At 60.2% G+C, this 15,090-nt stretch carries 7 protein-coding genes; 2 read left to right on the top strand and 5 right to left on the bottom strand.

Annotated features, from left to right (window positions below):
* The first annotated feature begins 392 nt into the window (after positions 1-392).
* On the top strand, positions 393-6,113 hold the full coding sequence (locus HU724_RS05900) for a membrane-targeted effector domain-containing toxin (RefSeq protein ID WP_186569425.1): 5,721 nt from the start codon (positions 393-395) through the stop codon (positions 6,111-6,113).
* A gap of 83 nt (positions 6,114-6,196) precedes the next feature.
* On the opposite strand, the gene HU724_RS05895 is transcribed toward HU724_RS05900, so the two are convergent.
* The 3 genes from HU724_RS05895 to purL all read right to left on the bottom strand — a co-directional run bounded on the left by HU724_RS05895 (position 6,197) and on the right by purL (position 11,752).
* A complete protein-coding gene (locus HU724_RS05895) occupies positions 6,197-6,556 on the bottom strand; it encodes a DUF6124 family protein (protein ID WP_186569424.1) in 360 nt (119 codons plus the stop codon).
* Positions 6,557-7,538: 982 nt separating this feature from the next.
* Positions 7,539-7,850 (bottom strand): YqfO family protein, encoded by a 312-nt coding sequence (locus HU724_RS05890; RefSeq protein ID WP_095050948.1) that lies wholly within the window; start codon positions 7,848-7,850, stop codon positions 7,539-7,541.
* 5 nt (positions 7,851-7,855) lie between these two features.
* Positions 7,856-11,752, bottom strand: coding sequence for a phosphoribosylformylglycinamidine synthase (gene purL, locus HU724_RS05885; RefSeq protein WP_186569423.1), 3,897 nt, complete (start codon positions 11,750-11,752; stop codon positions 7,856-7,858).
* 285 nt (positions 11,753-12,037) lie between these two features.
* Here purL and mltF point away from each other — a divergent pair, with 285 nt between their 5' ends.
* Positions 12,038-13,498, top strand: coding sequence for a membrane-bound lytic murein transglycosylase MltF (gene mltF / locus HU724_RS05880; protein WP_024011704.1), 1,461 nt, complete (start codon positions 12,038-12,040; stop codon positions 13,496-13,498).
* Positions 13,499-13,580: 82 nt separating this feature from the next.
* Here the strand turns inward: mltF and pdxJ are convergent, their stop codons facing one another.
* Entirely contained in the window at positions 13,581-14,327 is a 747-nt protein-coding gene (pdxJ, locus tag HU724_RS05875; protein WP_122707172.1) for a pyridoxine 5'-phosphate synthase, read from the bottom strand.
* A 39-nt stretch (positions 14,328-14,366) separates the two neighbouring features.
* The gene (gene recO / locus HU724_RS05870) at positions 14,367-15,056 is read right to left on the bottom strand and encodes a DNA repair protein RecO (RefSeq protein WP_041479514.1); all 690 of its coding nucleotides are present in this window, start codon (positions 15,054-15,056) and stop codon (positions 14,367-14,369) included.
* Positions 15,057-15,090 lie beyond the last annotated feature (34 nt).

The raw sequence follows: 15,090 nt of genomic DNA, 5'->3' as shown, positions 1-15,090 counted from the left end.
ATGCATATTTTGAACACCCCACAAATCAGCTCCCTCTCCTCGGGGAGAGGGTTGGGCGAGCGGCGTTCCGATGAGTGGCGAATCCACCACAAAACCAAAGCCAGACACCACCCGCTTCTAACCACTCAAAACAATGAGCCCAAGCTCGAGTCCGCTTTTGACTTTGGAGCCCGTCGGAAGGCTGAGCGCAGGGATTGATCCGGGGTGGGAGCGCAGCGACCGTACGACGCAGTGGAAAAAGTGCCTCGCCGCAAGGGCGAAACTGCCAGCCGCAACACTCGAAGAAACGGATACTCACCCAAACCCAGCCCCAAACCCATACATATATACCACCCCACAAAACACCCTCCTCGCCATGCTGGCCCCTCATTCCCAGCCTGGAGAACGTGCCCATGAGCACCCCCAACGCCCCCACCCCCGATGAGATCAAAAGCGACCTCAACCAGATCGGTGATTACCTGTTCAATACCCCTGACCCACTTCTCCCCGAACACAAACCGACCACCGAACAGACCTACCTGAAAACCCTCAATGAACAGCTGAAAACCTACCGCACCAGCTACCAGCAGCGAAGCCGCGCGCTGTACCAAGAGCTCGAAACCAGCGACCTGCAAAGCGACACAGGCAAAAAGCTGATCGCAAACCTGAAGATCAGACTCAACACCCAACTGATCAACATGGACCTGCGCGACAAGATCGACGGCAAGCCGGCAAAGACCTTTCTCAAATACGATGCCGGATTCGCCGCCTTCGGCCACGAAGCACGACAAGCCGTTACCGATCGCCTGCTGCACCCGCAAGCCGGCGAGCTTTTGAATAAACTCGACCTGGGCCCGATGCTGCGTCCAGCCATGTACGCAATGCAGTTCAGCTATCAGGCCGCCACCGTCGAACTGGCCGGCGCCTTTGTCGTAACGGAAAAGGACAGCCCGCGAGTCACCGATCTGTTGAAAGACCAAAGCGTCGGTTACGCCCTGCTGTTCACGCCTGCACGCGGCATCGAGTTCTTCAATTCGCTGGCCGATCTCGACACTCATCTGCGCGAGTCGCTGAACTCGCGCAGCGGCCGCGAGGACTTCATGCAAATGCTGCCGACCCGTTATCACGATGTCGGTGCCGCAGGGATCTGGCCGCTGTCGCTCGCGCCGATCGACAGCAAGCCCTTGTTCGAACACACCTACGACGCGCTGATCGAGAAACGCACGCAGGATATCGAGCGCGCCTTGGGCTTCGCCGACAACCCGCAACGAGACCCAACGCTGTTGCTCGAAGCGCTCGAAAAAGCCATTGCTACCGCCCAGCCGGATCTCACTCCACGCCTGGAGCTGCGCGCACAGACCCTGTTCGAACGCCATCTGCGCTACAGCGCACCGGACTGGTACCGCAGCGCCAGCACTGCACGGCAAACCGAACTGGCCGAGCACTTGCGCAACTATCAGCAGGCGCGACAACACTTGCTCGACCTGGTGGAACCGGTAGGCAGCCTGATCGCGCTGGCCCGCCAGCAGTGGCTGGAACGCCTGAGCGACGAGCTGGAAATCGACGATCTGGAGCCGGAAAAACTGCGGATCAGCACCGACCGTCGGGTGCCGGGCTATGGCGTCTACGTGCACCAGCTCAGCCTGCTCGATCTGTCCTTGCGCGGCCCGCACACTGGCGATGAGTTACCGGGGTCGGAGTTTCTGAGCTACACCACCCTGACCTATGATGGTGCGCCATTGCCGGAAACCTTTGTCGACGTGACACCCGCGTGGCTGGTCGGGCAAGCGCTGAAACTGCAGCCGCGCATCGACTTCAGTCGCTTGCAAAAAGAAATGCACGCCAGGCCTGCGATCAAACCCGCCATTGAGCGAATGCTCGACCTGCGAATCGTCGCGCTCGCCTATACGGCGGTGCTGCAAGGGCACCTGCAAGACAGTGATCTGCAGCTCATCCAGCGCCTGCGCAGCGGCAGCGATGCCCATTTGCGCGCCGCCACCCTGTCGCTGCACGGTGCGCAATTGCAGGACTTGTGGGTATTGCGTCAGAGCGACGACAAGGGCGCGATCAAACGTGTACTGCTGTGCACGCCGCAGGCACCGCGAGAGCAGCAGTTTCAGGCCTTCACCAGTGAACGCGAATGCCAGACCCATCTGTTGGGCTGGGCCGGGCACAGTGATGTCGCCGACAGCATGGCGGGCTACCTGATCAGCCGTGCGCCGATACGCTTTCGCCCGACGCTACGCAAAGTGCTGGCAGGGCTGAGCTTCAAGCCTGATGCGCTGGAGCATCGGAAGGTGACGTTCGGTCACACCGGCAACCATGTCGATTGCCTGCAAGCCATGGCCGAACACGTACTGGCCACGCGGATCGACAACTATGACTTCAGCACGCCCACCTGGTATCGCTCGACAACAGCAGCCAATCGCCGGGCATTGTCGACCTTCACCGAGGAGGCCGAGGGCGCATTGCGCGCTTTCAATCAACATCACTTGTCGGGCAGCCGCTTTCCAGCCTTCAACGACTACGTCCACGAGCAGGCGAAAATCAGTCTGAACCGCTTGCTCAAGCGCCCGGCCAATGATGTCGACCCGGATACCGTATGGGCTTACTCGCCGACTTCCATCGTGCGCTCCTCGACCCCGAAGCCGTTGACCTACACCCAGCTGTATCGCGACGGCTATGCCGACGGCATCGGTTTTCTCGATGACAAATTCTCCCGCTCGGCCCGCTTCAAAGGCCCGCCGGATATCGATATCAGCAGCCTCACCGCGCAGAACGTCGCGCGCTCGGTCACCGGAATGTGGATCGGCCAGCGTTACACCGACAAGGTCAAGGCTGAACTGCAGAGTGCGACAAGCGAGGGCTACGAGTTCCGCCGTAACGCAACCCTGGCCATCACTCAGCGCCAGATGAAAAGCGCTGCGCTGGAATGCCAGCTGCAGGGTCACATCGCCAGCAGCGATCGGCAATGGCTGGAGCAGAGCATCACCAGCATGGATGAATCGTCTGGAGTGACGCGTACGAAATACCCCATCCACCGCTTGATGATCGACGGCGAATGGGTGATCGACGCCTGGCTGTTCAGCCATGGTGATAACCCGGTTCTGCTCTACACCCCCGACGCGCCCGACGGTGTCAGCTTTCGCGAAGCACGGCTGTTCAACTACTTGCTCCAACAGCAGGCTGGAATGACCGAATACTTTGTTCTGCGCGTCAGTGTCAGCGCTCAGCCGCGGATTCGCACTTTCCTCGAAAACGTCAAAACTCAGTTGCCCAAAGACCTCAATAAAATCACGCCCAGCCCGCCACGTTACGACTCGACACCAGCGACCGACGCCGTCAGCGATCTGCGCACGGCGCTATACAACATGAAGCTGCAACGGCGAATCGACAATGTCCACGCCACCACCACCAGCCGGACCGAAATGATCGCCGGGCTGATCTGGACCAGTGTCGAATGGATCACCGCCATCGCCACCGCGCCCTTTCCGCTGCTAAGCCTGAGCACCGGTCTGCTGCTGGCCTTCAAGGACGCCATGCTCGCGCTGCACGCTTATCGCCAAGGGGACCACGGCGAAGCCTTCCAACACCTGCTCGGTTACTTGTTCAACAGTACCGGCGCAGTGTTGACCGATCTGCGTCCCGCCTTGCGCTCACTCAAGCCCGTGCGTCGGCTGTTGCGTAAAGGGATCGCCAGTGCTGGCAACGAACAGCAGGGTGTCGTGAGACTGATTGATCAGGTAGCCCCAGCACCGCAATGGCACAGTTTGCGTCTGGTCCAGTTCAGAGGGCGTTTTTACTACGCCAAGCACGATCCCGACGCACTGGGTCGTTATTTGCTTTATCAGATGAAAATGAGTGACCCTCCCGTCTCGACCGGTATTCTCGTCGTGCCCGATCTTGACGGAACAATGAGGCGCAGCGGCATGGTCGGCGGCGCGCCGAAGTACGACGCCGTGCCCGAGACACCCGGTCCGCACAAAGACTATGGCGTGGCGCAAAAGTACCGGCAGCGCATCGAGGCGGTCATGGATCCGCAGTTCCGCGCCAGCGTCCTGGCGAGTGGGCAGGATTACATGGGTACGTCACCCCTCGCGACCGTGATCGGCGTAGTCGATGGACTCGCAAAAACACGAATCGCTTACCTGAAACAGGTCGACAAACTCACCGCAGACGCGAACCGTCATTTCGCCGAACTCGCCCCGCGGCCTGTTCGCGCTCGGGTCCCTGACGTGGCCGCCGACGCCTCGTTTGCACAATTGATCGCCAGCGACGCATGCAAAGGAAAAAATCTGGTGATTGGCGCCGCGCCCGGCTCCATCGCCAGCAAAAAAGTGCTGATTGAAAATATGGACGCGCTCGTGGCCAAGGGTTTCAAGCGCCTTTATGTGGAGTATGTCGCGGGAGACGTCTTTTATCCCAAGCTGCAAAAGTTGAACAAAGGTGAAAGCTGGAAGCACATCAAAGATCATCTCAAAGCCGTCGACAAGGCACTGGGGCACGCAGAGGGTTCGCTCTACTCTTATCGAGCACTTGTGCGTGCAGCTCAAGAAAAGGGACTCCAGATTCATGCACTGGATGCCTCTACCAGCTACCAACTGGAGCACTTCATGGCGATGTCGACGATCTCGCCTCTGACGCCACGCAGCAACAGCATCCGCAACTTCTATTCGCACCAGACCCTTGCAGCCAACATCGCCGACGCCCCTGAAGACCGCTGGATTGTCCTGACCGAGCAGTCACGCATGAGTACCTTCGATAACACCCCAGGGCTGGCCGATTTGCACGACGCTGTAGCCGTGCGTGTTGAAGATGTCGACCTGTATCAACCCGCTCGCATTGGCCTGGACTCTCCCGCAGCAACCGCCGGGAGTGCGACGGCCCAAGGCGATTATCTGGTGCAGATGCCGACCGCGTACAAAGCACCTCGGCCGATCTCCAAGCCAGCGGCAACTGCCACGACTTCCAGTCAATTGGGCGACTACGATATGGCGCCGTCGTTTCACGAGGATGTTGTCAGGCTGATGCGCGACAGTAACGGCTTGAACAGTTTTTACGAGCCCGCGAAAGGCGACCGGCTGTTATTCAGCGCTTTTGTTGGCGCACGCCAGCGCTTGGGCAAAGCGGCCAGAGATACATTGGCCGAGTTCAAACCTGCGACAACAGCGGCGCTCCCGACGATCACCGCCGAGGAAACCTTCGACACGTTTTTGCAAAAACTGGCAGACGGTCGCTTGAATCTCCTGATCGGTGAAAACCCAACGGAAGTATCAGGCAAGGCGCTGCTCAGGAAACACATGGAGGCATTCAAGGATGCGGGTTATGACACGTTGTACCTGGAGCGTATATACACCGATCTGCATCAGGCGGATCTGGACATCTTTCACCTGACCCAACGGATGCCCGAGCGACTCAAGACTCATCTGCACATGCTCAGCGCGGATCGGCCGAGTGGTTATGTGGGTACCGACAATTACAACGAGGTATGTGAGGCGGCGGCCAAATACAACATCCGCATCAGGGCCATTGATTGCGTCGCCAGTTACAACGTCAAGGGATTGCCTGATCCCGAGTTGTCGAGGAAGGAGATGTTCAGCTACTTCGCCACTGAAACGATCAAAGCCGATCAATTGGTCCACGGACCGCATAAATGGATCGCGCTCATCGACAGCACGCAGACCAACTACAGTCTCGGCGTTCCGGGGCTGGGGGAAACGCTGAGCGCGGTCAGCCTTCATGTTCGCGACAGTGCGCCTGATCTCGCCAGCTCGATCCAACAAGGCGCGTGGGCGACAATAATCCCGGAAAAAGCCATCGGCGCACGGGCTGTGCGCAGTGATTTCACGATGAACCTCGCAGTCGCAGGCAAGAAGGAGATTGCCCCTGCGCCACCGGTCAGCCGCAGTAAACTGACTCACCCCGGGCTGTTCCTGATCGAAAACGAGGGCACCAGCGGAACGCGTCTGGTGCATAAATCCAAGGCTGGCGAAATAGTGGTCACACCGATTCAGGTCAACGACCGAGGCTTGTTGTTCATTGATCGATGGGGCAAAAAAGACGAGGGCTTCAAATACCTGCGGACGTTGATCAGCATGCTGGTAACTGACATCAAGCTGGTGCAGGTGACGTAAATCTGATTGCACGTCGAGAAGAACCACTGGGCCCGGCGGCCCAGTGGTTTTTTTATGTCCGAGCCGACATTTGCGCGCCTGACTCAACTACGCGGGTCAACCCGATCCAGCGCCCGATTCACCGCCAGCTCGGCGAGCATGATGATCTGCTGTATCGCCAAAGCCGTATTGCGTTGCGGACGGCCCAGTTGATCGGCGAAATCACTGGCCAGGGTATTGGCTGAAGCCAGTGATTCACAGGCATGGGCGAGCAGGCTTTCAGTGTCGATGTCGGGCTGAATCAGAAACATAGTGCTGGGCGGATGCGACTTGCCAGGCTGCGGGCAAAGGTAGAAATCGAGAGCGCGCTTGATCGCTTCGCGGTTTTTCGCGAGGTCGTCGGCACGGATGGTTTGTTCGAGGGGGGTGGGTTCGTATGGTGGATCGGGCACAGGTTTTGACATTGATACGTTCCTAATCAATAGCCAATCACTTGCCGTTTCTCACGCGGCGGAGTGGTGGCAGCAGTGTGCGGGGTGAGAAACCGGTAGGAACAAGCCCGGCCGGACCGAAGTCCGCCCGCACACAGCCGCCATAACAATACACAGCAGAAATGCCGGCGGCGATTATGGTGGTACTGATTGTGGATTAACAGTTCCTAAGGGTTCTCACACCCGATCGCCGAAGTTTCGGCGACATCAAAAGACTAGAGATCGCACGTCCGACGGGCAACCTGAAAACCTTGTGGGAAGGTTCTGCGAACTCAGACACTGCTTTAAACACACTCCAGATCGCCACCCTCACCCTAGCCCTCTCCCAGAGGGAGAGGGGACTGACCGAGTTGTTCAGGCGAGGTACGCCGACGTGAAAGTCCGAGTCGAACTCAGGATTTGAAAAGCCCACAAATCAGCTCCCTCTCCTCGGGGAGAGGGCTGGGGTGAGGGGCAAATCCACCACAAAAATAACGCCGAACACCCGCCCTTCACCACTCAATAGGCCGAGTGTCAGCTCGCCTGCTCTTGATCTTGATCCACCGGCGACGTCGGAAGGCTGAGCGGAGGGATTGATCCGGGCGTGGGAGCGCAGCGACCGTCTGGCGCAGCCAGACACAGCGGAAGGAGGTGCAGCGAAGCAAACCGGAGCCGCTGCGCCCGGATCGATCCCGGAGCGAAGGGACCCGAGCCTGCGAGGGCCGAACGTAGGAGCAAGCGTTTTGGTTACTTTTTGGCGTCTGAAAAAGTGACTCGCCGTAAGGGCGAAACCGCCAGCCGCAGCACCCGAAGCAACGGATATTCACCCAATCAGCCAGCATGCTCGCCTGTAAGGGCGCCTTCGCGAGCAGGCTCGCTCCCACAGTGAAAATGCGCCCGCCTAAAAATCAGCGGCAACAAAAAACCCGCAGACAATCACTCATCTGCGGGTCTCCCGTTCAAGCAGCAAAGAAGATCAGAAATCCTCCAGCCGCCACACCTCATAAGCCGGCGTCTCATACGGATGACTGAGCTTCAACGCCGCCACAACAGCCACAATCAACTCATCCGCCACGACAAGCTCAACCTTCCATTCCTCGACACGCTCAACCTGCCCCGCCTCGCCAATAAACGGCTGACTGCCATCCAAAGGCCGAAACTGACCAGAGCCAAGCACCTGCCAGGCGCAGTGGTCATAGTCACCGATCCGCCCACCACCGGCAGCGAACACAGCCCCTTTGACCACCTCGACATGACTGTCAGGAACAAAAAACGCCAGCTTGTACACAGGCCTCAATTCACCCAGACGCGAGCATTACGGAACATGCGCATCCAAGGTGCGTCCTCGTTCCAGTCTTCGGAACGCCACGAGTTCTGCACCGCGCGGAACACACGCTCCGGGTGCGGCATCATGATCGTCACGCGACCGTCACGGCTGGTGAGGCCGGTGATCCCGCGCGGCGAGCCGTTCGGGTTGGCCGGATAGGCTTCGGTGACCTTGCCGTGGTTGTCGACAAAACGCATCGCCACGCAACCGGACAGATCGGCTTCCAGCAGTGCTTCTTCGCTGGCGAATTCGGCGTGTCCTTCACCGTGGGCGATAGCGATCGGCATGCGCGAACCGGCCATGCCCTGCAGGAAGATCGAGTTCGATTCCTGGATCTGCACCATGGCCACGCGCGCTTCGAACTGCTCGGAGCGGTTGCGCACGAAGTGCGGCCAGAACTCGCTGCCCGGGATCAGCTCGTGCAGGTTGGACATCATCTGGCAACCGTTGCACACGCCCAGCGTGAAGCTGTCGTTACGCTCGAAGAAGCCCTGGAACGCATCGCGGGCGCGGCTGTTGAACAGCGCCGACTTGGCCCAGCCTTCACCGGCGCCGAGCACGTCGCCGTAGGAGAAACCACCGCAGGCCACCAGGCCTTTGAACTCGTTGAGGTCGACACGACCGGCGAGGATGTCGCTCATGTGCACGTCGATCGCGCTGAAACCGGCGCGGTCGAACGCGGCGGCCATTTCCACCTGACCGTTGACGCCCTGCTCACGCAGCACGGCAACCTGTGGGCGCATGCCTTTCTTGATGTAAGGCGCGGCGATGTCCTGATTGACGTCGTAGCTGAGCTTGACGCTCAGGCCCGGGTTGTCTTCTTCCAGCAGCGCGTCGAATTCCTGCTCGGCGCAGTCGGCGTTGTCGCGCAGACGCTGGATCTGGTAGCTGGTCTCGGCCCACTGACGCTGCAGCAGACGACGCTGGCCTTCGAACACGGTGTCACCGTTGAAGGTGATGTTGATCTGGCCATTGTTGATCGGCTGACCGATCACCGACACGCAGTCGCCCAGACCGGCGGCGCTGAATTGCGCGAGGATGTCCGGGGTGGCGTCCTGACGAACCTGGATCACCGCACCGAGTTCTTCGTTGAACAGGATCGCGGCGATTTCCGAAGCGGATTCGGCAACGCTGTCCAGGTTCAGGCTCAGACCGCAGTGGCCGGCGAAGGCCATTTCCACCACGGAGGTCAGCAGACCACCGTCGGAACGGTCGTGGTAGGCCAGCAGATGACCGTCGGCGTTGAGGCCCTGGATCACCGCGAAGAAGGCCTTCAGGTCTTCGGCATCATCGACGTCCGGCGCATGCTTGCCGAGTTTGCCGTGGACTTGCGCGAGGATCGATGCACCCATGCGGTTCTGGCCGCGACCGAGGTCGATCAGGATCAGGTCGGTGGTGCCCTTGTCCATGCGCAGTTCCGGCGTCAGGGTCTGACGAATGTCAGCCACTGGCGCGAAACCGGTGACGATCAGCGACATCGGCGAAGTGACGGTCTTGTCTTCGCCGTTGTCGTTCCAGCGCGTGGCCATGGACATCGAGTCCTTGCCCACCGGAATGGTGATGCCCAGCTCAGGGCACAGCTCCATGCCGACCGCTTTCACGGTGTCGTACAGACGCGCGTCTTCGCCCGGGTGGCCGGCAGCGGACATCCAGTTCGCCGACAGTTTGATATCGGAGAGCTTGTTGATGCGCGAGGCAGCAATGTTGGTGATGGTTTCGCCGATGGCCATGCGGCCCGAGGCCGGCGCGTCCAGCAGCGCCAGCGGAGTACGCTCGCCCATCGCCATGGCTTCACCGGTGTACACGTCGAAACTGGTGGCGGTGACGGCAACGTCGGCCACCGGCACTTGCCATGGGCCGACCATCTGGTCACGGGCAACGAGGCCGGTGATGGTGCGGTCGCCGATGGTGATCAGGAAGCTTTTGCTGGCTACGGCCGGGTGATGCAGAACGCGTTCGATGGACTCGCTGATGTCGAGATTCGACGGATCGAAGTCATCGCCCAGCTCGGCTTCGCGAACCACCGAACGGTGCATGCGCGGCGCCTTGCCCAGCAACACTTCCAGCGGCATGTCCACCGGGTTGTTGCCGAAGTGGCTGTCGGTCACGGTCAGTTGCGGTTCGGCAGTGGCTTCCCCGACTACGGCAAACGGGCAACGCTCGCGTTCGCAGATCGCCTGGAAGCGCTCGAAGTCTTCCGGGCCGACTGCCAGCACGTAACGTTCCTGGGATTCGTTCGACCAGATTTCGTGCGGGGCCATGCCCGGCTCGTCATTCGGGATGTTGCGCAGTTCGAAACGACCACCGCGATCGCCGTCGTTGACCAGTTCCGGGAAGGCGTTGGACAGACCGCCCGCACCGACGTCGTGGATGAAGCTGATCGGGTTCTTGTCACCGAGTTGCCAGCAACGGTCGATGACTTCCTGGCAACGACGCTCCATTTCAGGGTTTTCACGCTGTACGGAAGCAAAATCCAGATCCGCCGAGCTGGTGCCGGTGGCCATCGACGAAGCCGCGCCGCCACCGAGACCGATCAACATCGCCGGGCCGCCGAGCACGATCAGCTTGGAGCCGACGACGATCTCGCCCTTCTTGACGTGTTCTTCGCGGATGTTGCCCATGCCGCCAGCGAGCATGATCGGCTTGTGGTAACCACGCACTTCGTCACCGTGCGGAGTGGTGATCGACTGTTCGAAGGTACGGAAGTAGCCGGTCAGCGCCGGACGACCGAATTCGTTGTTGAACGCCGCGCCGCCGAGCGGGCCTTCGATCATGATGTCCAGCGCGGTGACGATGCGCTCAGGCTTGCCGTACGGCACTTCCCAAGGCTGCTCGAAGCCCGGGATCTGCAGGTTCGACACGGTGAAACCGGTCAGGCCGGCCTTTGGCTTGGCGCCGCGACCGGTTGCACCTTCGTCACGGATCTCGCCGCCGGAACCGGTCGATGCGCCCGGGAACGGGGCAATCGCGGTCGGGTGGTTGTGGGTTTCAACCTTCATCAGAATGTGCACCGGCTCCTGCACCGCGCCGTACTGGCGGGTTTCAGGATTCGGGAAGAAGCGGCCGGCAACGTTGCCGACGATCACCGAAGCGTTGTCCTTGTAAGCGGACAGCACGCCTTCGCTGTGCATCTGATAGGTGTTCTTGATCATGCCGAACAGGCTTTTTTCCTGGCTCTGGCCGTCAATGTCCCAACTGGCGTTGAAGATCTTGTGGCGGCAGTGCTCGGAGTTGGCCTGGGCAAACATCATCAGTTCGATGTCGTGCGGGTTGCGCTTGAGACCGTTGAAGGCGTTGACCAGGTAGTCGATCTCGTCTTCGGCCAGGGCCAGGCCCAGCTCGGTGTTGGCCTTTTCCAGCGCGCCGCGGCCGCCACCGAGGATGTCGATGGCGGTCAGCGGCTTCGGCTCGGCATGGCTGAACAGACCGGCGGCCTGCTCGAGGTTGGCCAGCACGATCTGGGTCATGCGGTCATGCAGCGCGTCCGAAATCAGTTGGGCTTCGGCTTCGCTGAACTGCCCTGCAACATAGAAGGCGATACCGCGTTCCAGGCGCAGGATCTTGCTCAGGCCGCAGTTGCGGGCGATGTCGCTGGCCTTGCTCGACCACGGCGAGATGGTGCCGAAACGCGGCAACACCAGAAACAGACGGCCGGTAGGCTCTTGAACCGGAACACTTGGGCCGTACTTCAGAAGGCGCGCTAGCACCTGCTGTTCGTCGCCGGTCAGGACGCCGGTGACTTCGGCGAAGTGAGCGAATTCAGCATACAGGCCACTGACAGCTGGAACCTTCTGGCTCAGTTGCTCAAGGAGTTTGCTGTGGCGAAAGGCAGAAAGGGCAGGAGCGCCGCGCAGGATCAACATCTTCGGGACAGCCTCGGGAAGGGGTGTGCTTTGAGGCCGTGCATTCTAGCCTAAACCGACCTCAACATCACCCGAAACGCTACGCACGGTTGCACTCGGGTAGCAATCTGTGTTTCTGCCTTCGGGGTCAGGTAAATCGAGCGTTTCAGCATGGCTTATTTTTACTGTAACAAAATGCCCTGAAGGCCCGTATTCAAGGGATTTCGCTCGGATTTGTGATCGCTAGCAGACTAGTCCTACGCTGTCGAGATATGGCGCTCGTGGCCGTTTGCGTATACTGCGCAGATGTTTTTCCCAACGGCTTTGCGTCCGCGATACGCCAAATGGCTGATCGCAACCGGACTCTTCCTGGTGCTCGGTGGCTGTGTTGATAAACCCAACACACTCGAGCGCGTAAAGGAGGATGGTGTGCTGCGCGTGGTTACCCGCAACAGCCCCGCCACCTACTTTCAGGATCGCAGCGGTGAAACCGGCTTTGAATACGAGCTGGTGAAGCGCTTCGCCGACGATTTGGGCGTCGAATTGAAGATCGAGACCGCCGACAACCTCGATGACCTGTTCAACCAGGTCGGCAAGCCAAACGGCCCGGTACTCGCGGCCGCCGGTCTGGTCAGCAGCGATGAACGCAAGAAGCAGGTGCGGTTCTCCCACTCCTACCTCGAAGTCACCCCGCAGATCATCTACCGCAACGGCCAGTCGCGCCCCACCGATCCGGCGGATCTGGTCGGCAAGAAGATCACCGTGCTCAAGGGCAGCACCCACGCCGAGCAACTGGCCGCGCTGAAACAGAAATATCCCGGCATCGAGTACGAAGAATCCGACGCGGTTGAAGTGGTCGATCTGCTGCGCATGGTCGATGAGGGCCAGATTGATCTGACACTGGTCGACTCCAACGAAGTGGCGATGAATCAGGTGTACTTCACCAATATCCGCGTGGCCTTCGACCTCGGTGACGCGCGCAGTCAGAGCTGGGCGGTGGGCCCGGGCGAAGACAACAGCCTGCTCAATGAAATCAACGCCTATCTGGACAAGGTGCAGAAGAACGGCACCCTGCAACGCCTGAAGGACCGCTACTACGGCCACGTCGATGTGCTTGGCTACATGGGCGCCACCACCTTCGCTCAGCACTTGCAGCAGCGCCTGCCGAAATACGAACAGCACTTCAAGAACTACGCGAAGAAAGAGAAAGTCGACTGGCGCCTGCTGGCGGCCATCGGTTATCAGGAATCTCTGTGGCAGCCGACGGTCACGTCAAAAACCGGCGTCCGCGGCCTGATGATGCTGACCCAGAACACCGCGCAGGCGATGGGCGTGTCCAACCGCCTCGATCCCAAGCAAAGCATCATGGGCGGCGCCAAGTACCTGGCTTATATGAAGGATCAGCTAGACGATTCAATCCAGGAACCGGATCGCACCTGGTTTGCCCTGGCGGCGTACAACGTCGGCAGTGGCCATCTGGATGACGCGCGCAAACTGGCGGCGAAGGAAGGCTTGAACCCGGACAAGTGGCTGGACGTGAAAAAGATCCTGCCGCGCCTGTCGCAGAAACAGTGGTACAGCAAGACCCGCTACGGTTACGCCCGCGGTGGCGAGCCGGTGCATTTTGTGGCGAACATTCGTCGCTACTACGACATCCTGACCTGGGTGACCCAGCCGCAGCTTGAGGGCGATCAGGTGGCCGAGGGCAACCTGCATGTGCCGGCGATCGACAAGTCGAAACCGGCGCAAGAGCCCGCCCCTCTCTAAAGCAAAAGATCGCAGCCTTCGGCAGCTCCTACAGGTGTACACATAACCTGTAGGAGCTGCCGAAGGCTGCGATCTTTTGATCTTAGCCCTTGAGAGCAGCCGCCAGAATCAGCGCTTTCATTTCCGATACGGCAGACTTGAAGCCAACGAACAACGCGTGCGCCACCAGCGCGTGGCCGATGTTCAGCTCGTTGATGCCTTTGATCGCAGCCACGGCTTCAACGTTGTGGTAATGCAAGCCGTGACCGGCGTTAACGATCAAGCCTTGGGCCAGACCAAACGCAACGCCATCCGCCACACGCTTCAATTCCTCGGCCACTTCAGTCGGGGTTTCGGCATCGGCGTAGCGCCCGGTGTGCAGTTCGATGGCCGGCGCACCGACGCGCTTGGAAGCCGCAATCTGCCGCTCGTCAGCATCGATGAACAGCGACACTTCGCTGCCGATCTTCGACAGACGCTCAACCGCTGCCTTTATCCGCTCTTCCTGCCCCGCCACATCCAGGCCACCTTCGGTAGTCAGTTCCTGACGGGTTTCCGGGACCAGGCAGATGTGCGCCGGGCGAATACGCTCGGCGAACGCCATCATTTCTTCGGTGACGCCCATTTCGAAGTTCATGCGGGTTTGCAGCACATCCTTGAGCAGCAGCACGTCACGCTCCTGGATGTGACGGCGATCTTCGCGCAGGTGCACGGTGATGCCATCGGCGCCCGCCTCTTCTGCATCCAGCGCCGCCTTGACCGGATCCGGGTAGCGCGTGCCACGGGCCTGACGCAGGGTGGCGACGTGGTCGATGTTCACGCCGAGAAGAATGCGATTGCTGCTGGTCACGGATGCGCTCCTGAATTGAGAGGTTCGGCGCACAGCATATCAGGGCTTGCGAAACAGCTCGCGACTGACAAGCGGACGCCCGCCCAAATGCACCGCCAGGGCCTGGCGCATCAGACGCTTGGCCGCCGACAGCGCACCAGGCGCCGACCAGTCGGCTTCGGCCATGGCCAGCAGTTCAGTGCCGTTGAACAAGCCGGGTTGCAGCAGGTAAACGCGCTCGAGTCCGGCGTCCACTTGCAAGCGATAGAGGCCGTCAGCAGCGACAGGTTCGCCGTGGATGTCGGTATTCATGGAGAAGCCGTAGCCGAGATCATCCAGCAGACGCCATTCGAAGGAGCGCAGCAACGGTTCCAGCGGCCGACCTTCGGCCAGCGCCAGCAGGGTAGCGGCATAGTGATCGAAGACTGCGGGATGCGGGTCTTCGGCAGGCAACAGGCGAATCAACAATTCGTTGAGGTAGAGACCGCTGAACAGCGCCTCGCCGTTGAGCCATGCCGAGGTGCCGGAGCTCTCCATGCGCCCGACATTCTTCAGCTCGCCCTTGCCACGGAACTCGACCTCCAGCGCCACGAACGGCCGTGCCAGAGTCCCGGCCTTGCCCCGCGCACTGCGCAACACCGCCCGCAGCCGACCTTGCGGCGTGAGGAAATCGACCAATGCGCTGGTTTCGCGATAGGCGCGCGAATGCAGGACGTAGGCGGGTTGGGCGGGAGGCGGGTTTTGCGACATTGAGTTCTCGATGAAGAAACGCGGTTTTACATAC

The organism is Pseudomonas iranensis (assembly GCF_014268585.2).
Lineage (GTDB): Bacteria > Pseudomonadota > Gammaproteobacteria > Pseudomonadales > Pseudomonadaceae > Aquipseudomonas > Aquipseudomonas iranensis.
The sequence above is the reverse complement of the archived record's forward strand: the minus strand, read 5'-3'. Positions and strand labels throughout refer to the sequence as shown.

What these genes read in the sequence shown, in the direction of transcription:
- HU724_RS05900 (WP_186569425.1), top strand. Translation starts at nt 393, where the DNA reads ATGAGCACCCCCAACGCCCCCACCCCCGATGAGATCAAAAGCGACCTC.
- HU724_RS05895 (WP_186569424.1), bottom strand. Translation starts at nt 6,556, where the DNA reads ATGTCAAAACCTGTGCCCGATCCACCATACGAACCCACCCCCCTCGAA.
- purL (WP_186569423.1), bottom strand. Translation starts at nt 11,752, where the DNA reads ATGTTGATCCTGCGCGGCGCTCCTGCCCTTTCTGCCTTTCGCCACAGC.
- mltF (WP_024011704.1), top strand. Translation starts at nt 12,038, where the DNA reads ATGTTTTTCCCAACGGCTTTGCGTCCGCGATACGCCAAATGGCTGATC.
- recO (WP_041479514.1), bottom strand. Translation starts at nt 15,056, where the DNA reads ATGTCGCAAAACCCGCCTCCCGCCCAACCCGCCTACGTCCTGCATTCG.